This window comes from Gordonia phosphorivorans, assembly GCF_042432625.1.
GTDB lineage: Bacteria > Actinomycetota > Actinomycetes > Mycobacteriales > Mycobacteriaceae > Gordonia > Gordonia phosphorivorans.
Genome location: NZ_JBHLWV010000011.1, coordinates 138755 through 159204, shown reverse-complemented (window position 1 = coordinate 159204; position 20450 = coordinate 138755). Strand labels below are relative to the sequence as shown.

Annotated in this window: 21 protein-coding genes; 10 read left to right on the top strand and 11 right to left on the bottom strand. The window is 70.0% G+C overall.

Annotated features, from left to right (window positions below; translation table 11 throughout):
• Position 1 precedes the first annotated feature (1 nt).
• Positions 2-1147, top strand: coding sequence for an esterase/lipase family protein (locus ACFFJD_RS03220; RefSeq protein ID WP_382360823.1), 1146 nt, complete (start codon positions 2-4; stop codon positions 1145-1147).
• Between the two features lie 3 nt (positions 1148-1150).
• Here the strand turns inward: ACFFJD_RS03220 and ACFFJD_RS03215 are convergent, their stop codons facing one another.
• A complete protein-coding gene (locus ACFFJD_RS03215) occupies positions 1151-1771 on the bottom strand; it encodes an FKBP-type peptidyl-prolyl cis-trans isomerase (protein WP_382360820.1) in 621 nt (206 codons plus the stop codon).
• A 209-nt stretch (positions 1772-1980) separates the two neighbouring features.
• Between ACFFJD_RS03215 and ACFFJD_RS03210 the strand changes: the two genes are divergently transcribed.
• From ACFFJD_RS03210 to ACFFJD_RS03200, 3 genes are read left to right on the top strand one after another with little or no spacing between them, the layout of a single operon-like run.
• Positions 1981-3324: a trimethylamine monooxygenase gene (locus ACFFJD_RS03210; protein ID WP_382360817.1), complete on the top strand. Its 1344-nt coding sequence runs from the start codon at positions 1981-1983 to the stop codon at positions 3322-3324.
• A 32-nt stretch (positions 3325-3356) separates the two neighbouring features.
• Positions 3357-3755, top strand: a complete 399-nt coding sequence (locus ACFFJD_RS03205) for a fluoride efflux transporter FluC (protein WP_382360814.1) — start codon at positions 3357-3359, stop codon at positions 3753-3755.
• Positions 3752-4129 (top strand): fluoride efflux transporter FluC, encoded by a 378-nt coding sequence (locus ACFFJD_RS03200; protein WP_382360811.1) that lies wholly within the window; start codon positions 3752-3754, stop codon positions 4127-4129. Before ACFFJD_RS03205 ends, ACFFJD_RS03200 begins: the two co-directional genes overlap by 4 nt.
• An 87-nt stretch (positions 4130-4216) precedes the next feature.
• On the opposite strand, the gene glnA is transcribed toward ACFFJD_RS03200, so the two are convergent.
• Positions 4217-5650, bottom strand: coding sequence for a type I glutamate--ammonia ligase (gene glnA, locus ACFFJD_RS03195; RefSeq protein ID WP_382360808.1), 1434 nt, complete (start codon positions 5648-5650; stop codon positions 4217-4219).
• A gap of 230 nt (positions 5651-5880) precedes the next feature.
• On the opposite strand from glnA, the gene ACFFJD_RS03190 reads away from it, so the two are divergent.
• The 3 genes from ACFFJD_RS03190 (at position 5881) to ACFFJD_RS03180 (ending at position 7115) form a co-directional block, all read left to right on the top strand.
• Entirely contained in the window at positions 5881-6423 is a 543-nt protein-coding gene (locus ACFFJD_RS03190; RefSeq protein WP_382361023.1) for an RDD family protein, read from the top strand.
• Positions 6424-6558: 135 nt separating this feature from the next.
• The gene (locus ACFFJD_RS03185; RefSeq protein ID WP_382360805.1) at positions 6559-6747 is read left to right on the top strand and encodes a hypothetical protein; all 189 of its coding nucleotides are present in this window, start codon (positions 6559-6561) and stop codon (positions 6745-6747) included.
• A gap of 101 nt (positions 6748-6848) precedes the next feature.
• Complete coding sequence (locus tag ACFFJD_RS03180) at positions 6849-7115, top strand: DUF2277 domain-containing protein (protein ID WP_382360802.1); 267 nt, start codon at positions 6849-6851, stop codon at positions 7113-7115.
• 29 nt (positions 7116-7144) lie between these two features.
• On the opposite strand, the gene ACFFJD_RS03175 is transcribed toward ACFFJD_RS03180, so the two are convergent.
• The 6 genes from ACFFJD_RS03175 to ACFFJD_RS03150 form a co-directional block, all read right to left on the bottom strand.
• Entirely contained in the window at positions 7145-7909 is a 765-nt protein-coding gene (locus ACFFJD_RS03175) for a DUF4191 domain-containing protein (protein WP_382360799.1), read from the bottom strand.
• A 10-nt stretch (positions 7910-7919) separates the two neighbouring features.
• Positions 7920-8966, bottom strand: coding sequence for a lipoyl synthase (gene lipA, locus ACFFJD_RS03170; RefSeq protein WP_382360796.1), 1047 nt, complete (start codon positions 8964-8966; stop codon positions 7920-7922).
• A complete protein-coding gene (gene lipB, locus ACFFJD_RS03165) occupies positions 8936-9619 on the bottom strand; it encodes a lipoyl(octanoyl) transferase LipB (protein ID WP_382360793.1) in 684 nt (227 codons plus the stop codon). The genes lipA and lipB overlap by 31 nt, the downstream gene beginning before the upstream one ends.
• A complete protein-coding gene (locus ACFFJD_RS03160) occupies positions 9612-10493 on the bottom strand; it encodes a TIGR01777 family oxidoreductase (protein ID WP_382360790.1) in 882 nt (293 codons plus the stop codon). Before ACFFJD_RS03160 ends, lipB begins: the two co-directional genes overlap by 8 nt.
• Position 10494: 1 nt before the next feature.
• Positions 10495-12219, bottom strand: coding sequence for a 2-oxoglutarate dehydrogenase, E2 component, dihydrolipoamide succinyltransferase (gene sucB, locus ACFFJD_RS03155; RefSeq protein ID WP_382360787.1), 1725 nt, complete (start codon positions 12217-12219; stop codon positions 10495-10497).
• A gap of 117 nt (positions 12220-12336) precedes the next feature.
• Positions 12337-13866: a leucyl aminopeptidase gene (locus ACFFJD_RS03150; protein ID WP_382360784.1), complete on the bottom strand. Its 1530-nt coding sequence runs from the start codon at positions 13864-13866 to the stop codon at positions 12337-12339.
• Between the two features lie 25 nt (positions 13867-13891).
• Here ACFFJD_RS03150 and gcvT point away from each other — a divergent pair, with 25 nt between their 5' ends.
• Both gcvT and ACFFJD_RS03140 read left to right on the top strand, forming a co-directional pair.
• Positions 13892-15001, top strand: coding sequence for a glycine cleavage system aminomethyltransferase GcvT (gcvT, locus tag ACFFJD_RS03145; protein ID WP_382360781.1), 1110 nt, complete (start codon positions 13892-13894; stop codon positions 14999-15001).
• Between the two features lie 61 nt (positions 15002-15062).
• Positions 15063-16163, top strand: a complete 1101-nt coding sequence (locus tag ACFFJD_RS03140; protein WP_382360778.1) for a branched-chain amino acid aminotransferase — start codon at positions 15063-15065, stop codon at positions 16161-16163.
• A gap of 1 nt (position 16164) precedes the next feature.
• On the opposite strand, the gene ACFFJD_RS03135 is transcribed toward ACFFJD_RS03140, so the two are convergent.
• From ACFFJD_RS03135 to ACFFJD_RS03125, 3 genes are read right to left on the bottom strand one after another with little or no spacing between them, the layout of a single operon-like run.
• Positions 16165-16950 carry an adenosylcobinamide-GDP ribazoletransferase gene (locus ACFFJD_RS03135; RefSeq protein WP_512700349.1) on the bottom strand — a complete coding sequence of 262 codons (786 nt, stop codon included), beginning with the start codon at positions 16948-16950 and terminating at the stop codon, positions 16165-16167.
• Positions 16934-18448, bottom strand: a complete 1515-nt coding sequence (gene cobT, locus ACFFJD_RS03130) for a nicotinate-nucleotide--dimethylbenzimidazole phosphoribosyltransferase (protein WP_382360775.1) — start codon at positions 18446-18448, stop codon at positions 16934-16936. Before cobT ends, ACFFJD_RS03135 begins: the two co-directional genes overlap by 17 nt.
• A 6-nt stretch (positions 18449-18454) precedes the next feature.
• A complete protein-coding gene (locus tag ACFFJD_RS03125) occupies positions 18455-19132 on the bottom strand; it encodes a DUF3043 domain-containing protein (RefSeq protein WP_382360772.1) in 678 nt (225 codons plus the stop codon).
• Positions 19133-19196: 64 nt separating this feature from the next.
• Between ACFFJD_RS03125 and ACFFJD_RS03120 the strand changes: the two genes are divergently transcribed.
• Entirely contained in the window at positions 19197-20387 is a 1191-nt protein-coding gene (locus ACFFJD_RS03120) for a glycerate kinase family protein (RefSeq protein WP_382360769.1), read from the top strand.
• Positions 20388-20450 lie beyond the last annotated feature (63 nt).

Below are 20450 nucleotides of genomic sequence, written 5' to 3'. Positions count from 1 at the left end.
AATGCTCAGCCTTTACAGTCGGGCCCTGCGCACGCTGGATCGGGACATCGTGGGTCGGGCGCTGAGCGATGTGGTCACCGTTCCACTGGTGGTGGGCCAGAAGCTGGCGCAACCGGCCCTGGTCGTCGGGCACGCGCTGTTCCGGCGGGTGCCCTGGGAGACGCTCATCGCGCTGCGACCGGAGCACCAGCGCGCGCAGAGCCGGGTGGTGTACGACTTCTTCTCCGGTCTCGCGCCGGAGATCGCGCATCCGGGCGGCAGCCTGCCGGGCGCCAACCGCTGGGACGAGCCGCTGGATCCGGCGCATCCGGTGCCGGTGATCCTGGTTCACGGCACCGGCGGCGGAGCGCAGACCAACTGGGGTACGTATGTCCCGCTGCTCACCGAGGCCGGGTATTCGGTGTTCACCCTCACCTACGGTGCGGTGCGGCACGCCAACTGGCCGATCTCGGCGCTCGGCGGGATGCGCCGACTGGAGGTCAGCGCCGCCGAGGTCGGGGATTTCGTGGAGAAGGTGCTCGCGGCCACCGGCGCCGAGCAGGTGGACGTGGTGGGGCATTCGCAGGGCACGCTGATCCCGAACTATTGGGCGCGTTTCCTCGGCGGCGACGGCAAGATCCGCAAATACATCTCGCTGGCGCCGCTGTGGCAGGGATCGGCGGCACTGGACGGCACCAAGCACGCGATGGCCACCCTGCGCGATCGGCTGGGGGTGGATCCGTCGCTGGTGGTGCCGTGCGAATCGCTGCCGCAGATGATGGACGGCTCGGCGTTCATCGAGCAGATGAACAGCGGTGGTCACCCGTACCTGCCGGACATCGAGTACACGAACATCTCCACGCTGCACGACGAGTTGGTGCGGCCGTACACCTCCGGGCAGGTGCCGGGGCCGCCCGGCTATCGGGTGCACAACATCGTCGTGCAGCACGGCTGCACCAAGGACCTGTCCGATCACCTGGGAATCTGCGGATCGCGCCGGGCGGCGGCGTTCGTGTTGAACGCGCTCGACGACCAGCCGGACCGCGTGGTGCCGTGCGACCTGGTGGCCCCGTTCTTCGGGAGTTCGCTGGGCGGCCGCAACGGCGGCGCGCCCGAACTGATCAAGCCGTTCGTCGCTGCGCCGTGGCACAGCGACGACGACTCCTGACGATCAGTTGTTGAGGATCTTCAGCGCGAAGACGATGGTGTCGCCCGGCTTGATCGAGCCGTCCGGGGTGCCCTGCGGGTAGCCGTCGGCGGACGGGATCACCACCGCGACGGTGGAGCCCTTCTTCTGGCCGACCAGTGCCTGCGCGAAGCCGGGGATCACGCCGCCGGCACTGAAGTCCGCGGCCTCGCCGCGCTCGTACGCGCTGTCGAAGACCTCGCCGGTGGCGCCGTTGACGCCCTGGTAGCAGACGCTGATCTCCTCGGTGGCGGTGACGACCGCGCCGTCACCCTCCTGCAGCGTCTTGACCTCGGTCTTGTCGACGGTGAAGGGCTTGTCGTTGACGGTGATCAGCGGGGCGGAGGTGTCGGTCTGACCCACCACGTCGATGGACCCGGTGGGGCCGGTGACGGTCCACTCCGGTGCGGTACCGGCGGCCGGGGCGGCGGTCGGGCAGGACTTGTCGGTCGCGGCGGTCACGTCGCTCGCCTCGGAGCCGGCGGCGTCGGTCCCCTGGGTGACGACGGAGGTGTCCGAAGCGCTCGTCGAATCGTCGGAAGAGCAGCCGACCAACAGGACGGCGGACGCGGCGATCGGCAGCAGAAGCATGGGCTTGAGTCTCATGAGAAACCACCATACCGAACGATTTGCTAAGGTCAGGAGGCCTGTTGGTGCGGGAGTGTGGAGCGCTAGCGGTCAAAAATGGGGACAAACGCCCGGGAAGACCTCCTGTTTGTGCGGTCCCGTCGCTTGGCCTGACCACGGCCGCGGCCGCTATGTGTACCGCTTCTCGTCACCGAATTATTCGAGTTGATGCAGAACGCGAGGTTGATATGTCCCGGATTGCGATCATCGGTGCCGGTCCGAGTGGGTTGGCGATGCTCCGTGCCTTCGAAGCGGCACGCGAAGCGGGAGCCGAAGTCCCTGAGCTGGTGTGTTACGAGAAGCAGACCGACTGGGGTGGACAGTGGAACTACAGCTGGCGCACCGGTCTGGACGAGTACGGAGAGCCCGTGCCGTCGAGCATGTACCGCAATCTGTGGTCGAACGGGCCCAAGGAGGGCCTGGAGTTTGCCGACTATTCGTTCGACCAGCACTTCGGTCGACCCGTTTCGTCCTATCCGCCCCGCGAGGTGCTGTGGGACTACATCGCCGGCCGCGTGGAGGCCAGTGACGTCCGCAAGTACATCCGGTTCGAGACCGCCGTGCGGTGGGTGTCCTACGACGAGACCACCGAGCAGTTCACCGTCAGTAGTCAGACGCTGCCGACCGGAGCGGATTCGGTGGAGACGTTCGACCACGTGGTGGTCGCCAGCGGACACTTCACCTACCCGAACTTCCCGAGCTTCCCCGGTATCGAAACCTTCCCCGGCATGCTGACCCACGCCCACGACTTCCGCGGCGCCGAAGGGCTCAAGGACCAGGACGTGCTGGTCATCGGTGCCAGCTACTCCGCCGAGGACATCGGCAGCCAGGCCTACAAGATGGGCGCCAAATCGGTCACCGCGAGCTATCGCACCAAGCCGATGGGCTACGACTGGCCCGACGGCTTCTCCGAACGTCCCGGCATCGAGCGTTTCGACGGCTACACCGTGCACTTCATCGACGGCACCAGCAAGGACGTCGACGCGGTGATCGTGTGCACCGGTTACCTCCACAAGTACCCGTATCTCCCGGAGTCGCTGGGTCTGCGGTCGCCGAATAACGTCTATCCGGACGGCTTGTACCAGGGTGTGGTGTGGAACGCGAATCCGAAGCTCTTCTATGTGGGCGCCCAGGACCAGTGGTTCACCTTCAACATGTTCGACGCGCAGGCATGGTTCGTCCGGGATCTGATCCTGGGCCGCATTCCGATGCCCACGCAAAGTGAGCGGGACGCCTCGATCGCCGACTGGCGTGCACGCTTCGAGACCATCGCCGATGCCTCCGACGAGATCCGTTTCCAGGGCGACTACGTGCGGGACCTGATCGATCAGACCGACTACCCGAGCTTCGACGTCGACGGTGTGGTGGAGATCTTCCTGTCGTGGAAGGAAGACAAGGCCGCCGACATCATGGGCTACCGGGACTACACCTACAAGTCGGTGATGACCGGCACCCGAAGCGTCCGACATCACACGCGCTGGATGGACGAATTGGACGACAGCATGGAGCGGTACCTGCAGACTGCCAAGTAGACGCCGACGGCGACGGAGGGAGCGGTACGCAGATGGTGTGGGTCTTCCTCGGTGGGCTCCTCGGCGCCCCGGCCCGCTATCTGCTCGAAGCCGCCCTTCCGTCGACCGATTCCGGTTTCCCCGTGCCGACCTTCGTGGTCAATGTCCTCGGGGCGCTGGCGCTCGGGCTGCTCCTGGAGTCGTTGGTGCTGGCCGGAGGCTTCGACACCGGGGTGCGTCGACGCCTGCGGCTGTTCCTCGGTATCGGCTTCCTCGGTACCTTCACCACGTACAGCAGCTTCGCGGTGGAGATCGAGCTGCTGCTGCGCGGTGATCGGATGTCGCTCGCGGCCGGATACGCCGCGGCGAGTCTCGCGGCCGGGCTGGCGGCGGTGGCGCTCGGCATGTGGGCGGCGCAGCAGCTCCGACGACGACGCGGCGATGCCCGATGAATGCCTGGGTGCTCCTGGGCGTGGGCGTCTTCGGCGGCCTCGGCGCAGTGGCCCGCTACGCGCAGGACACTGTCGTGCGTGCGTGGGTCGGTTCCGCGCACCCGTGGGGCACGATGAGTATCAACGTGATCGGCAGCTTCGTGCTCGGTTTCCTCACGGGGCTGGCCGTCTTCAGCAGCGAACCGAACGCGTGGAAGATCGTTCTCAGCTCGGGGGCCTGCGCCGGCTACACCACGTTCAGCACGGCGATGTTCGAGGTCGCGACCTTGGCCCGAACCGGGCGCTGGGGCGCTGCCGCGGCAACGCTGTTCGGCACCCTCGTGGTCTCGGTCCTGGCCGCCGCCGCCGGCGTGTGGCTGGCCGGGGCCTTCTAGTCGGGCCCGCAGTTCTGGTGCCGAACACGACGACGCCCCGGCCGAAGCCGGGGCCTCGTCGTCACTGCGGGTGAGCGTTACCGCTGATCAGCAGTCGTAGTACAGGTTGAATTCATACGGGTGCGGGCGAACCTGCACGGGCATGATCTCGTTCTCGCGCTTGTAGGCGACCCAGGTCTCGATGAGGTCCTCGGTGAAGACCCCGCCGGCGGTCAGGTAGTCGTGATCGGCCTCGAGGCGATCGATCACGGCCGCCAGCGACGTCGGCGCCTGCGGAATGTTCTTGGCCTCCTCGGGCGGCAGCTCGTAGAGGTCCTTGTCGACCGGCTCGTGCGGCTCGATCTTGTTCTTGATGCCGTCGAGGCCGGCCATCATCATGGCGGCGAACGCCAGGTACGGGTTGCCGGAGCTGTCCGGGCAGCGGAACTCGATGCGCTTGGCCTTCGGGTTGTTGCCGGTGATCGGGATACGCACGCACGCGCTGCGGTTGCGCTGGCTGTAGACCAGGTTGATCGGCGCTTCGTAGCCGGGGACCAGTCGCTTGTACGAGTTGATCGTCGGGTTGGTGAAGGCCAGCAGGCTGGGGGCGTGGTGCAGGATGCCGCCGATGTAGTAGCGCGCCAGATCCGACAGGCCGCCGTAACCGGACTCGTCGTAGAACAGCGGCTTGCCGTCCATCCACAGCGACTGGTGGGCGTGCATGCCCGAGCCGTTGTCGCCGAACAGGGGCTTGGGCATGAAGGTGACCGACTTGCCGTGCTGCCAGGCGGTGTTCTTGATGATGTACTTGAACAGCTGGACGTCGTCGGCCGCGTGCAGCAGCGTGTTGAACTTGTAGTTGATCTCGGCCTGGCCGCCGGTGCCGACCTCGTGGTGGCCGCGCTCGAGGGTGAAGCCCGAGTTCTGCAGCGTCGTCGACATCTCGTCGCGCAGGTCGACGTAGTGGTCGTACGGGGCGACCGGGAAGTAGCCGCCCTTTTCGCGAACCTTGTAACCGAGGTTCGGGGTGCCGTCCGGGTTGGTCGCCTTGCTGGCGTTCCACCAGCCGGATTCGGACTCGACCTTGTAGAAGGTCTCGTTCATCTCCGAGCCGTAGGAGACGCCGTCGAAGATGTAGAACTCGGCTTCGGCGCCGAAGAAGCAGGTGTCGGCGATGCCGGTCGAGGTCAGGTAGTCCTGAGCCTTGCGGGCCACGTTGCGCGGGTCGCGACTGTAGGCCTCGCGGGTGAACGGGTCGTGCACGAAGAAGCTGACGTTCATCGTCTTGGCCTTGCGGAACGGATCGATCCGCGCGGTGGCCGGGTCGGGCAGCAGCATCATGTCCGACTCGTCGATCGACTGGAAGCCGCGGACGGACGAGCCGTCGAAGGCCAAGCCGTCTTCGAAGACGGACTCGTCGAACGCCGAGGCGGGGATCGAGAAGTGCTGCATGGTCCCGGGGAGGTCACAGAACCGAATGTCGACGTACTCGACGCCTTCGGCCTTGATGCCCTCGAGTAGTTCTTCGTTCGTGTTGTACACGGTCGTCGTACTCCTTACTGGGGTGGGCCAGAACCTCTCTGGCCCGCAATCCACCCTGCCATTGTCTCGCGTGGGAGGGGTGGATCGTTGGATTAGACGGTATGGAGGCGAGATTGCCCGCTCGTCAAGCCAATGTTTCCCCCGTGTTACACGACAGGGCCGCCGGGGTGGGCCAGGTCACGGCCTAGAATGGAGTAATGGCGTCGAAGAAGAGTTCACAGGGACCGTCTATGCGTGATGCGGCCGGTTCGTGGCTCACCGGGCCGTATCAAGCGAAGACCGACGTCGAGTACCGCGGTGAGGACCTCGGTCTGCCCGAGACCGGACCCGGAGCACTGGCTGGCGGCTGGCATCGCGTGCTCGCGCTGCTCCTGGACTGGCTCATCGCGGCCGGCGTGGCCTTCCTGATCGTCGGCGCGCAGCCCGCCCGCGAGGTCGGCGGGCAGGTGTACAGCGCGTTCGAGATGACCTCGCGCGAGATGGCCTGGCCGCAGTTCGCCATCTGGTTCGTCCTGGGCGTGGCGACGGTGGTGTTCTTCGGTTTCACGCCGGGGCAGTACCTGGCCGGGGTGCGGGTGGCGCGCGTGGACTTCGGCGCCGAGCGCGGCGCGGCCGAGGCCGCCGGTACCGAGCCGCGGGCCGCGGTCGGGCTGGTGCGGGCCTTCTTCCGACAGCTCATCATTCTGTTCGTGGTGCCCGCGTTGATCAACGATTACAACGGACGCGCCATGCACGACCGGGCCACCGGCACGGCAATCGTCCGAACCCGCTGACACAACTTACCGGGCGGTAAAGAATGCTCCCATGGGAGCGTTCCATCGAGGTCCGGGCCGCCTTCGCCTCGAAGACGCGGTAGTGCTCATCAGCGGCGGCGCCCGCGGCATCGGGGCGCAGACCTCGGTGCCGCAGTGGGTGTCACCGGCGTGCGGTGGGCCGACCTGCTGACTCCGGAGCCGCTGATGCGCCTGGCGCGCGGCGTGGCCGACGACGACCAGGCCCTGCGGATCAACGCGAACTCCAGCCGCCGGGCCTACCTCGACCGCCTCGCCGCGCAGACCCGGGCGCACGCCGACACCGAGTCGCAGACCGGCCGGTGAGCACCGCGACGGCCGCCACGGTCGCCCACGCCCTGCACCGGAGCTGAGAATCGGGGAGATTCGCCGGGTCGAGGGGCCTCCGACGGCAGTAAAATCGAGGTATGTGCCGAAACATTCGAACCCTGCACAATTTCGAGCCGCCGGCGACCACGGACGAGGTGCACGCGGCGGCGCTGCAATACGTCCGGAAGGTAGCGGGCACCAGCAGACCGTCGCAGGTGAACGCCGAGGCCTTCGACGCGGCGGTGGAGGCGGTGGCCGCGGCGACGCAGCAACTGCTGGACGCGCTGGTGACCACCGCGGCGCCCAAGGACCGCGAGGTGGAAGCCGCGAAGGCTAAGGCGCGCTCGGCGGCACGCTACGGCTAGCCCCGACTCGGGTCAGGCACGACTCGGGGTCAGGCGCCGCCACCGCTGCGGCGGCGGGCCGTGCGGGCCACGTTGCGCATCTTGGCGCCCTGCGGCATGGGGCCCTTCGGCATCGCCGGGCCGGAGGCGCCCTTGCTCTTGAGCGCGGCCAGACGGCCGTCGAGCGACTCCATGCGCTTGCGGTCGATGTTGCCCGGGAGCTTCTTCAGGTGCCGTTCGAGCTTGGCCAGCGGGATCTCGCCGTCGCCGTTGCCGACCACGATCTCGTAGATCGGGGTGTTGCCCACCACGCGGGCGGCCTTCTTCTTCTCTTGCGACATCAGCGGGCGCACGCGCGAGGCGGAGCCCTCGGCCACCAGGATGATGCCCGGCTTGCCGATCACGCGGTGCACGGCATCGAGCTGGCTGGTGCCGGCGACGGCCTGCTGCACGCGCCACTGGCCGCGCATGTTGCTCAACGCCCAGCCTGCCGCGCCCGGCTGGCCTTCGGCCTTCTTGAAGACGGTCGCCGACACGCGACGACCGAACAGAATGAACGCCAGGAGCACACCGACGGCGATGCCGAGCGGCAGCATCAGCCAGAGGCCGCCGAAGGCGTACTTGCCGATCAGGGCGAAGACGGTGGTCGACACGGCCACCACGCCGAGCATGAGCGGGATGAGCGCCTTGTCTTCCTTGCGCTGCATGTTGAAGGCCTGCCAGATCTGCTGGCGCTGCTCCTTCGAAGCCGCCTTGCGGGCGGTCTTCGCGGCCTTCTTGGCCTCTTTGCTCGCGGTGTCTTTCGCCTTTGCCATGCTGCCCAGTCTACGGTGCCATGCGCGCCAGGACCGACGAGGCCTCTTGCGCGGTGGTGCCCTCGTCGGCCAGGTGCGCCATGGCCGGGGCCAGTGCGCGGCCGTGGCGGGCCATGGCCTGTGCGTAGAGTCGTCCGGCCCGGTACGAGGAACGCACCAACGGCCCGGCCAGCACGCCGGCGAAGCCGAGTTCGGTGGCGAAGTCGGAGTGCTCGACGAACTCCTCCGGCTTCACCCAGCGCTCCACCGGATGGTGGCGGGGCGTGGGCCGCAGGTACTGGGTGATGGTGACGATGTCGCAGCCGGCCTCATGCAGGTCGCGCAGCGCGTCGCGCACCTCCTCGGGCGTCTCGCCCAGGCCCAGGATCAGGTTCGACTTGGTGACCAGCCCGAAGTCGCGGGCCTGAGTCAGCACGTCGAGCGAGCGCTCGTAGCGGAACGCCGGGCGGATCCGCTTGAAGATGCGCGGCACCGTCTCCAGGTTGTGCGCCAGCACCTCCGGACGGGACTCGAAGACCTCGGCGAGCAGGTCGGGCTTGGCGTGGAAGTCGGGGATCAGATTCTCGACGCCGGTGCCCGGGTTGTACTCGTGGATCTTGCGGACCGTCTCGGCGTACAGCCAGGCGCCTTCGTCGGGCAGGTCGTCGCGGGCGACACCGGTGATCGTCGAGTAGCGCAGACCCATGGCCCGCACCGATTCGGCGACGCGGCGCGGCTCGTCGCGGTCGAGCGCGCTCGGCTTGCCGGTGTCGATCTGGCAGAAGTCGCAGCGCCGGGTGCACTGCTCGCCGCCGATCAGGAAGGTGGCCTCGCGGTCTTCCCAGCACTCGTAGATGTTCGGGCAGCCGGCTTCCTCGCAGACGGTGTTCAAGCCTTCGCTGCGCACCAGGTTCTTGAGCTCGGAGTACTCCGGACCCATCGTCGCGCGGGTCTTGATCCACTTCGGCTTGCGTTCGATCGGCGTCTGCGAATTGCGCACCTCCAGGCGGAGGAGTTTGCGGGGAGCGGGCGATTCGGGCTGAGCGGTCACTGCACAGATCCTACGCTGTCCAGGCATCGCTGCACGTGAGAGGCGACGGCGTCGAGGGTTTCGGCGACGGCGAGGGGTCGACCGGTCTCGGCGACCACCGAGGTGACGCCCGCGTCGGGGATCCCGCACGGCACGATCGCGGAGAACACCGACAGATCGGGATCGACGTTGAGCGCGAAACCGTGCAGGGTGACCCCGCGCGCCACCCGAATGCCGATCTGGCCGAGTTTGCGTTCGCCGGCGTCGTCGCTCACCCAGACGCCCGAGCGGCCTTCCACCCGGCCGGTGGCCAGTCCCTGATCGGCGCAGTAGTCGATGAGGGCGGCCTCGATGCGGCGCACGTACTCCACCACGTCGAGCGGCTCGGACAGCTTGATGATCGGATAGCCGACCAGCTGGCCCGGGCCGTGCCAAGTGATCCGGCCGCCCCGGTCCACGTCGATGACGCGTGCGCCGTTGACCGGGCGGTCGCTGTCCTCGGTCCGCCGACCGGCGGTGTAGATCGACGGATGCTCGAGCAGCAGCAGCAGGTCGTGATCGAGTTCACCGGAGGCGCGCTCGGCCGCCAACCGATGCTGCAGCTCGTACGCCTCCTCGTAGTCGACGACGCCGAGCTTGCGGACCTCGAGCGGTGCAGTGCTGGCCCGCAGGGGACGAGCACGGCGGGGGCGATCAGGCACGGGTGTACTCCAGGGCGGCAGACAGGGTGGGATGGGCGAAGACGAAGCCGCGCCCGGTGAGCACCGTGGGCTCCACCCGCGAGGACGTCAGGATCAGTTCGTCGACGAGCTCGCCGCCGACCGCCCGAGCGAGCCGGGCGGGCACCGGGAGCATGTCCCGCCGCCCGACCAGACGCGCCAGGTGCGCACTGAAGTCGCCGTAGCGCACCGCCTGCGGCGCCGCCAGATTCACCGGTCCGGACACCGCGGCGTCGTCGAGCAGGTGGCCGATGGCACGGATCTCGTCGGCCAGGGTGATCCAGGAGAAGAACTGGCTGCCGTCCCCGATGCGGCCGCCCAGGCCGAGCCGGTAGATCGGCCGCAGCCGTCCGAGCAGTCCGCCGGAGCCGGACAGCACCGGTGCGGTGCGCAGGTGGACCACACGCGCGGATTCCGCGGGTGCGGTGGCCGCCTCCCAATCGGCGGTGAGGTCGGCGAGGAAGCCGCGGCCCACCGGGGAGTCCTCGGTGGCGGCGTCCTCGCCGGTGTCACCGTAGAACCCGGTGGCGCTGGCGCTGAGGAACACCGGGACGCCCGCCTGCTGCACGGCCTCGGCCAGCACCCCGGTCGGGGTGATCCGAGAGTCGCGCAGGCGCTGCTTGACCATCCCGCTCCAGCGGCGCGAGCCCAGGCCCACGCCGCCGAGACCGACCACGGCGTCGACGCCGTCGAGGGCGCCGGGCGGCACACCGAAGGTCTCCGGATCCCAACGGATCTGGCGGTCGCCGGTCACGGGTCCGCGCACCAGGCGCAGGACGTCGTGACCGGCGCCGACCAGCGACTCGGCCAGGGCCGAGCCGATCAGACCGTGGCTGCCGGCAACGGCGATGCGCAAACTACAGACCCAGGTCAGCGGCGAACTCGCCGGCCTCCAGGCGCTGACGCACCGTGGTGAGGAATCGGCCGGCGTCGGCGCCGTCGATCAGCCGGTGGTCGTAGGTCAGCGGCAGGTAGACCATCGAACGCGCGGCGATCGACTCGGTGCCGTCCTCGGCCGTGAGCACCACGGGGCGCTTCACGATCGCGCCGGTGCCGAGCATGGCGGCCTGCGGCGGCACCAGGATCGGGGTGTCGAACAGGGCGCCCTGGCTGCCGATGTTGGTGATGGTGAAGGTTCCGCCGGAGAGCTCGTCGGGCTTCAGGTTGCCCGAGCGAGCGCGCTCGGCGATGTCGGCGATGGCGCGGGCCAGTCCGGCCAGCGACAGATCGTCGGCGTTGTGGATCACCGGCGACAGCAGGCCCTGCGGGGTGTCCACGGCGATTCCCAGATTCACCTGACCGTGGTAGGTGATCTCCTTCTTGCCCTCGTCGATGGAGGCATTGATGTTCGGGTGCACCTTGAGCGCCTCGACCACCGCCTTGGCGAAGAAGGGCAGGAAGGTGAGGTTGACGCCCTCGGCGGCGCTGAAGCCGGCCTTGGCCTGTGCCCGGAGCGTGGCGATCCGGGTCATGTCGGCCTCGTGGACCTGCGTCAACTGGGCGCTGGAGGCCAGCGACTCGCGGGTCTTCGCGGCGGTGATCTGCCGGATCCGGGTGATCGGCTGGACGGTGCCGATCAGCGCCGACAGTGCGGAACCGACCGCTGCCGCGGCCGGGCGTGCGGTCTTCGCCGGAGCGGCCGCAGCCGCCGGGGCGGCAGCCGAAGCCTTGGCCGCCTCCGCTGCCGCGAGCACGTCCTGCTTGCGGATGCGGCCGCCGACGCCGGTGCCGGTGAGGGCACCCAGGTCGACGTTGTGCTCGGCTGCGAGCTTGCGCACCAGCGGCGTCACGTACGGGGTGGACTCCATGTCCTTGGGTGCGCTTTCGGTGGCCGGGGCCGGAGCAGGTGCGGCCGGAGCAGGAGCCGGGGGAGCCGGGGGTGCCGGTGTCGGAGCGGGAGCAGGCGTCGACGGGGCGGGTGCGGCGGGGGCGGGTGTCGCGGCGGCGGGGGCCTCGGCGGCGGGGGCCGCGGCACCGGCCTCTCCGATCACGGCGAGACGGCCGCCGACCTCGACCACGTCGTCTTCCTGCGCGAGGATCTCCAGCAGCACACCGGCGAACGGCGAGGGGATCTCGGTGTCCACCTTGTCGGTGGAGATCTCCAGCAGCGGTTCGTCCACCGCGACCTCGTCGCCGACCTGCTTGAGCCACTGGGTCACGGTGCCCTCGGTGACCGACTCGCCGAGCTCCGGCATCGTGACGTCGTTCCCGGAGGCCGGGGCGGAGGCGGCGGGGGCAGCAGCGGCGGGGGCTGCAGCAGGCTCGGGCTCGGGGGCGGCCTCGGGTTCCGGTGCCGCCTCGGGCTCGGCGGCGGGAGCGGCCGCAGCCTCGCCCGCGGACTCGCCGGCCTCGCCGATCAGCGCCAGCTGGCCGCCGACCTCCACCACGTCGTCCTCGTGGGCGAGGATCTTGACCAGGACTCCGGCGAACGGCGACGGGATCTCGGTGTCGACCTTGTCCGTGGAGATCTCCAGCAACGGTTCGTCCACCTCGACGGTGTCACCCTCGCTCTTCAGCCATTGGGTGACGGTCCCTTCGGTGACGCTTTCACCCAGTTCGGGCATCTCGACGGAGAAGGCCATTGCGTGTTGCTCCCTAAATCCAGTGATGAACTGTGCCGGTCGACGGTCCTGCCGGATAAACCCTACCCTTTCGGCTCACCGGCTTCGCGGCACTGACGAGTTACCTGCGGGTACGAATTATCCGGCGGTGGCGATGTCCTCGAGGACCGCGATCAGCGTGCGGACCGGCACCCCGGTTCCGCCCTTACCGGTGTACCCGAACGGGCCGCCGGCGTTGAACGCGGGACCGGCCACATCGATGTGCGCCCAGCCGATGTCGTCGGCCACGAACTCCTTCAGGAACATGGCGGCCGACAGCATTCCGCCCCACCGGTGGTTGGTGACGTTGGCCAGGTCGGCCACCCGGGAGTTCAGGTCGGCGCGCAGCTCCGCGGGCATCGGCATGGGCCAGCCGTGCTCGCCCACGCCCTGCGACAGGGCGGCGACGCGGTCGCGGAACTCGTCGGTGCCCAAGACACCCGGGGTGCGGGTGCCCAGGGCCACCATCTGGGCGCCGGTCAGGGTGGCGGTGTCGATGAGGTAGTCCGGCTCGTCCTCGCAGGCGCGCACGATCGCGTCGGCCAGGATCAGCCGCCCCTCGGCGTCGGTGTTGAGCACCTCGACGGTGGTGCCGCCGTACTGGGTGAGCACGTCGCCGGGGCGCTGCGCGGTGGACGACGGCATGTTCTCGGCCATCGGCACCGTCGCGGTGACGGCGACGTCGAGGCCGAGCTCGGCGGCGGCCACCACGGTGGCGATGACGGCGGCGGCACCGCCCATGTCCGAGGTCATCTGCTCCATGCCCGCGGCGGGCTTGATGGAGATGCCGCCGGTGTCGAAGGTGACGCCCTTGCCCACCAGCGCCACCGTCTTGGCGGCACCGGACGGGGCGTACGACAGGCGGACCAGGCGCGGCGGGCGGGAACTGCCCTGCCCGACGCCCAGGATGCCGCCGTAGCCGCCGTCGGCGAGGGCCTGCTCGTCGAGGATCTCCACGGTCAGACCGGCGGCGGCGCCGACTCGCTTGGCGCGCTCGGCGAACTCGCCGGGGAACAGGTGGCTCGGGGGAGTGTTCACGAAGTCGCGGGCCAGGGCGACGGCGTCGGCGACGACCAGCGCGTGCTGCAGGTCGGCCTTGGCCTGCTTGGTCTTCTGCGACACCAGCAGCGACACCTGGCTCGGCGGGCGACGATCGGACCGCGACTTCGCCGATCGGAACTCGTCGAAGCGGTAGGCGCCCAGGTAGAAGCCTTCGGCGGCGGCGCTCAGGTTCGCCGCGCCCAGGGTGGCGGCGACGGTGTCGACGCCGTCGAGGGCGCGGACGGCGTTGCCCGCGGCCTGCCGGACGTTCTCGGCGTCGTCGGCGTCGTCGGCGCTGCCCAGACCCACGGCCACCAGCAGGCGCACCGGCAGTCCGGCCGGCGCCGGCACGGTGACCACCTCGCCGGCCTTGCCGGTGGCGGCGACGGCGCGCAGCGCGTGCATCACCGCCTCGGCGGTCTCGTCGTCGAGGAGGTCGTCGGTGACGAGCAGAGTGGGCTCGGTCTCATCACCGTCGGAATCGGCGGTGATCAGTCCGATCACCAGGGCGTCGTCGGTCTTGGTCAGGGCCGTCGCCAGCTCGATGCGCGGGCCACGGTCACGGTCGAGGATGTCGTTGCTGCTCACGCCGATCCACTCTACGGTGGTCCGCATGACTGCACTGCTCGCCGGCCCGATCGCCGACCGTCACGCCGCCCTGGGCGCCTCCTTCGCCGAGTTCGGCGGGTGGGACATGCCCGTCTCGTATTCCGGCACCGGTGCCGAGCATCAGGCGGTGCGCGCCGCGGTGGGTCTGTTCGACGTGAGTCACCTGGGCAAGGCGCTCGTCACCGGTACGGGGGCCGCCGAACTGATCAACAGCACACTGACCAACGATCTGACCAAGATCACCCCCGGCAAGGCGCAGTACACCCTCTGCTGCAATGACGCGGGCGGCGTGATCGACGACCTGATCGCCTACCTGGTCGGCGACGACGAGGTGTTCCTGGTGCCCAACGCCGCCAACACCGCCGCCGTGGTCGCCGCGCTGACGGCGGCCGCTCCGGACGGAGTGACGGTGACCGATCAGCATCGCGACTACGCGGTCTTCGCGGTCCAGGGTCCGCAGGCGCCGGCGGTCCTCGACGCGCTGGGCCTGCCGTCGGACATGGAGTACATGGCGTTCGCCGACGGGGAACTGGTGCTCGGCGACGCGCGCTACCCGGTGCGTATCTGCCGCAGCGGTTACACCGGAGAGCGCGGCTACGAGGTGCTGCCGCGCTGGGACGACGCCGGGCCGGTCTGGGATGCGCTGCTGGCGGAGGTGACCGCGCGCGAGGGTCTGCCCGCCGGCCTCGGCGCCCGCGACACCCTGCGCACCGAGATGGGCTACGCCCTGCACGGACACGAACTGAGCGAGGACATCACGCCGCTCCAGGCCCGCAGCTCGTGGGCCGTCGGCTGGGACAAGCCCGCCTTCTTCGGACGCGAGGCCCTGCTCGCCGAGCGCGCTGCGGGCCCGGCCCGCCGCCTGGTCGCGCTCAAGGCCACCGGACGCGGCATCCTGCGCGGCGGCTGCACGGTGCACTTGGCGCCGGGCAGCGAGCAGATCGGCGTGTGCACGTCGGGCACCTTCTCGCCCACGCTCAAGGTGGGCATCGGGTTGGCGCTGGTGGACACCCTCGCCGGGCTCTCGGTGGGCGACGAGGTGACCGTGGACGTGCGCGGTCGCGGTGTGACGGCCACCGTGGTCAATCCGCCGTTCGTCGACAGTCACGTCTGAGGACTCCCGTCGGCGTCGGTAGGCCGTAAAGCGATTGCGGGCGATCGGTATTGTTGAACCCATGACCCTGGAGTTCGTCCGCACCGATCACCCCCATCCCGTCTCGGACGGCCGTCGTGCCGAGATCCTGGAATCGCCGGGCTTCGGTCGGCACTTCACCGATCACATGGTGTCGATCGACTTCGACCGCACCCGCGGGTGGCATCGGGCCCAGGTCACGCCGTACGGGCCGATCGCCCTGGATCCGTCGGCCATGGTGCTGCACTACGCGCAGGAGATCTTCGAGGGCCTCAAGGCCTACCGTCAGCCGGACGGCACCATCGCCGCGTTCCGTCCCGAGGCCAACGCCGAACGGTTCATCGCCTCGGCGCAGCGACTGGCCATGCCGCCCCTGCCCGTCGAAGACTTCGTCGGCTCCTTGCGGGAGCTCCTGGCGGTGGACCACCGCTGGGTGCCCGCGGCCGGCGGTGAAGAGGCGCTCTACCTGCGCCCGTTCATGTTCGCCACCGAGGCCAGCCTCGGCGTGCGCCCGGCCGACGAGTACCGCTTCGTGCTCATCGCCTCGCCCGCCGGCGCGTACTTCTCCGGCGGCGTCAAGCCGGTCAGCGTCTACCTGAGCACCGAGTACGTGCGTGCCTCGCCGGGCGGCACCGGCGCCGCCAAGTTCGGCGGCAACTACGCCGCCTCGCTGTTGGCGCAGGCGCAGGCCGCCGAGCAGGGCTGCGACCAGGTGGTCTGGCTCGACGCCGTGGAACGTCGCTACATCGAGGAGATGGGTGGCATGAACCTGTTCTTCGTGATCGGCAGCGGCTCCGACGCCGAGATCGTCACCCCGGAACTGTCCGGTTCGCTGCTGCCCGGCATCACGCGCGACTCGCTGCTCACGCTGGCTTCGGATGCCGGTTACCGGGTGACCCAGCGCAAGATCACCACCGACGAACTGCGCCGGGGTGCGGCCGACGGCACCATCACCGAGGTCTTCGCGTGCGGCACCGCCGCCGTCATCACCCCGGTCGGTCGGGTCAAGGGCGCGGCCGACGACTACCTGATCGGTGACGGCAGCACCGGCGAGGTGACGCAGGCCCTGCGCGACACCCTGACCGGGCTGCAGCGCGGCACCTTCGCCGACACCCACGGCTGGATGACCACCCTCCACGGGTAGGTCAGACGAGCACGACGATCAGCGCGAGCGTCGTCGACAGTTCGATCGTGGCGCCGAGGACGTCGCCGGACACCCCGCCCATCCGGCGCGCGCAGTGCCGGGTGAAGGTGTAGGCGAAGACGGCCACCGCGAACACGGCCGCCACTGCGCCGGCGACCGCCCCCGGAATCGGGTCGTCGAGTAGGCCGACGCCGACCGCGGCCGCGGCGGCGACCGCCAGCCAGACCGGAATCGACAGGCGCTGGCTGCCCGCGACCAGCGCACCGAAGCCGTCCGCGTTGGCGGCGGGCAGGCCTCGACGGCACGCGACGAGTACCGCCACTCGGCCCAGGAAGATCACCAAAGCGATGGTCCACCAACGACTCTCGTCGATGAGCGCGCCGAACCCCAGGCTCTGGACCAGAAGCACGAGGGCGAGGGTGGCCGCGCCGAACGGTCCCACGTCGCCGCTGCGCATCACCGCGCGCACCCGGTCGGGATCGCCGTAGCAACCCAGGCCGTCCGCGGTGTCGGCTACGCCGTCCAGGTGCATACCGCGGGTGGCGAGGGCCCCGAAGGCCACGCAGAGGGCGCCGATCAGGGCGTCCGGCAGGTCGGTGAGACTCAGGCCGAGCCCGATGGCGGCGGTGGCCGCGCCGAGCAGCAGGCCGACCACCGGCAGCGCCGCGATCACCGCGCCGCCGACCCGGGCATCGGGTGCCGTTCGGGGCTGTGGAGCCGGCAGCACCGTCATCCAGCTCAGTGCCACATGGAGTGCGCCCACCGGCGACTCACGCTTGGTCGACACCGGCTTCGCCGAAGGTGGCCATGTCGATCATGATGTCGACGGCGTCGACCACGATCGGCAGGGCGGTGGCCGCGCCGGAGCCCTCGCCCAGGCGCATGGACAGGTCCAGGATCGGTTCCAGGCCGAGTTCGGCCAGCGCGAAACCGTGGGCCGGTTCGGTGGACCGGTGGCCGGCGCACCACCAGGCGACGGCGCCGGGAGCGAGCACGTTGGCCACCAGGGCGGCCGAGGTGACCACCATGCCGTCCAGGATCGCGGGTGTCTTCCGCAGAGCGCTCTGTGCGAGGAAACCGGCCATCGCGGCCAGATCCGGGCCGGCCACGGCGGCCAGCAGCGACAGCGGGTCGTGCCGGTGCCGGCGACCGTGACGCAGGCCGTCGCGGATCGCCGCGGTCTTGCGGATCCAGCCTGCGTCGTCGATGCCGGTGCCGCGGCCCACCACGACCACCGGTTCCTTACCGGTGACGGTGCCGGTGAGCACCGCGGCCGGGGTGGTGTTGCCGATGCCCATGTCGCCGGCGATCAGCAGATCGGCGCCGGCATCGATCAGCTGATCGGCCACGGCGCGCCCCACGGCGACGGCCTTGCGGGCGTCGGCGAGCGACATGGCTTCGCCGCGGCGCAGGTCGCCGGTGCCGCGACGCACCTTGTAGCGGGCCACGTGCGGGTCGGCGTCGTCGACGTCGACGGAGAGATCGAGGACCTGCACGGTGGCCCCGGCCCGGCGCGCGAGCACGTTGATGGCCGCGCCGCCGGTGGCGATGTTGGCCACCATCTGCCTGGTGACCTCGGCCGGGAACGCGGACACGCCGTCGCGCGCGACGCCGTGATCACCGGCGAAGACCACCACCTGCGGATCGGTGATGGGCCGCGGCGGGCACACGCCCTGACAGGACGCGATCCACACCCCGAGGTCCTCGAGGCGACCGAGGGAGTTGGGGGGCTTGGTGAGGGTCAGCAGTCGAGCGCGGGCCGCCTCGGCGACGTCCTCGTCGGGCAGTTCGATGACGTCGAAGACCTCGGCGTCGGTGGGATCGGGCAGCGCGGTGCCGCTCGCGTCCGCCGGTGTCGGTGAGGCCGGTGTCGGCGCGGCCGGTGTCGGCACGGGAGCGGCCGGAGGGGGAGCGGGCGGGGTCGGCGCGGTGCGGGCGGCGACGGCGCCGGACGGCGTGAAGATGCGACCGGCCACCAGGAACTCGACGTGCTCGCAGACCTCGGCCACGGCGCGGTTGGCCTCGGCCTGGTCGTCGGTGTCGACGCTGACGATCACCAGGTCACCGCGGAAGGCTGCGATCGCCGCGGACACCGCCTCGACGTCGCCCGGCCAGTGGCCGAGGTGATCGATCAGGGTGGGGGTGTCCGGGTCGTCGAGCAGGGCGGCCGCCAAGGCAGGCGCCTGTGCCGGGGTGAGGCGTCGGACGTCGTCGTGGCCGGCCAGGAGTGCTTCGGCACGGGCGGATTTGCCCGATCGGGTCCCGCCCAGGACCAGCGTGCGCATTCGGCGCTAGACCTCGTCGCCGACGGAGACGCGGGGGCGCGGTGCCCGCATCATCCGCAGCTGCATGGCGCGGGTGAACGCGTAGAAGCCCAGCCGGATACCGCCGTCGGTGGAGTCGGGGTAGCGCTCGCTCACCCGGTTGTTCACCATGCGGCCCAGAATCACCGAGTCGATCAGCATGAACACGACGAACGCCAGCATCAGGAAATTGATGTAGAAGGCGAAGTCCGGGACCATCATCGCCACGATCAGCACGATGGCGAACGGCATGAAGAGGCCGGCGAAGTTGCGGCGCGAGTCGACGAGGTCGCGCGCGTAGGCGCGGACGGGACCGCGGTCGCGGGCGATCATGTACTTCTCGTCGCCGGACATCATCTTCTCGCGCTGCTCCGAACGCGCCTTGTTGCGCTCGGCGCGCAGTTCCTTGCGCTCTTCCTTGCTGAGGGTGGACTTCTCCGCTTTGCGGCGGGCCCGAGCCTCGGCGCGGTTGGTCGGCGGCGGGGCCACCGGGCCCTGCTTGCGGGCCTGGGCGTCGCGACGCTTCGGGGTCGGACGGCCCTTGCCCGGCGTGGTGGCGCCGGAACGGGCCGATACGCGTGCGGAATCGGTGGTCGCGGCGTCGTCGACGCTCGTCTCGGAGGATTCGTCAACCGGTTCGGCACCGGATTTCCAGGGCAACTTCACGCACTCGAGCTTAGGCCATCGGCAAAGCCCGGTTCGACGGCGATCGCGCTACTAAGGTCGGGGCATGAGTGGTGGGGTGCGGGTGGCGGTGATGCCGGATTCGTTCGGGGGGACCCTGGATGCGGTGGAGGCCGCCGCGGCGATCGGCGCGGGCTGGCACGCGGGGCGACCGGAGGACACGGTGGTGCTGGCGCCGCAGTCCGACGGCGGCCCGGGATTCATCGAGGTGCTGGCCACGGCGTTCGGCGGCGAGGTGCGCACCCAGACGGTCACCGGCCCGCTCGGCGAGCCGGTGCGGGCCTCCTGGTTGCTGCATTCGGGGGTGGGCTACATCGAAGTGGCCCAGGCCTGCGGTCTGCACCTGCTGGGCGGCGACCCCGATCCGGGCACGGCCGTCGCGGCCACCACCGCGGGTGTGGGCGACCTCATCTCGGCGGCCCTGTTGGCGCGCTGCCGGACCATCGTCGTGGGCCTCGGCGGGTCGTCGAGCACCGACGGGGGACGCGGCGCCTCCGAGCGGCTCGGCGGTTGCGGCGCGGCCCGTCGTCTGCTGGCCGACGTCGACCTGATCGTCGCCACCGACGTGGACAACCCGCTGCTCGGCGAGCACGGCGCGGCGCGCGTCTTCGGTCCGCAGAAGGGGGCCGATCCGGCGACGGTGGCGCGGCTGGAACAGCGGCTGGCCGACTGGGCCGAGCAGTTGGCCGTCGAGTGCGGCGTCGACGTGGCGGACACCCCCGGCGCGGGCGCGGCCGGCGGGCTGGGGGCGGCCCTGCTGGCCTGGGGCGGACGTCGCGTCTCCGGTGCGGCCCTCGTCGCCGAGCAGACCGGGCGTCTGGCGAAGATCGCCGACGCCGATCTGGTCATCACGGGGGAGGGGCGGTTGGATTCGCAGACCCTGCGCGGCAAGCTCGTCGCGGTGGTGGCCGCGGAGGCCCATCGGGCGGGCGTTCCGGTGATGGTCTTCGCCGGGCAGTCCACCCTGCCGGTGCGGGTGCTGCCCGACCTGGGCGAGGTGCATTCGCTCGTGCACCACGCGGGTTCGATCGAAGAGGCGCTGGGTCAGGCGGGACCGCGGTTGACCGAGCTCGCCGCGGAGGTGGCGGCCGCCTGGGCGGGTCCGGCGGCGCCGGGCGCCGCGGGGCAGCCGCTCGCGGAGAACGGCGCCGGGGAACCGGACGCCGGGGAACCGGACGCCGGGGACCGGGATGATGAGGAAACGGGCGCTGGGGAAAAGTACACAGTGGGGGAATAACCGGGTACGGAGTACCGTTGTAGCGAACGGTTGGAGAAGTATCGCCGTTCGCGCCACGACTAG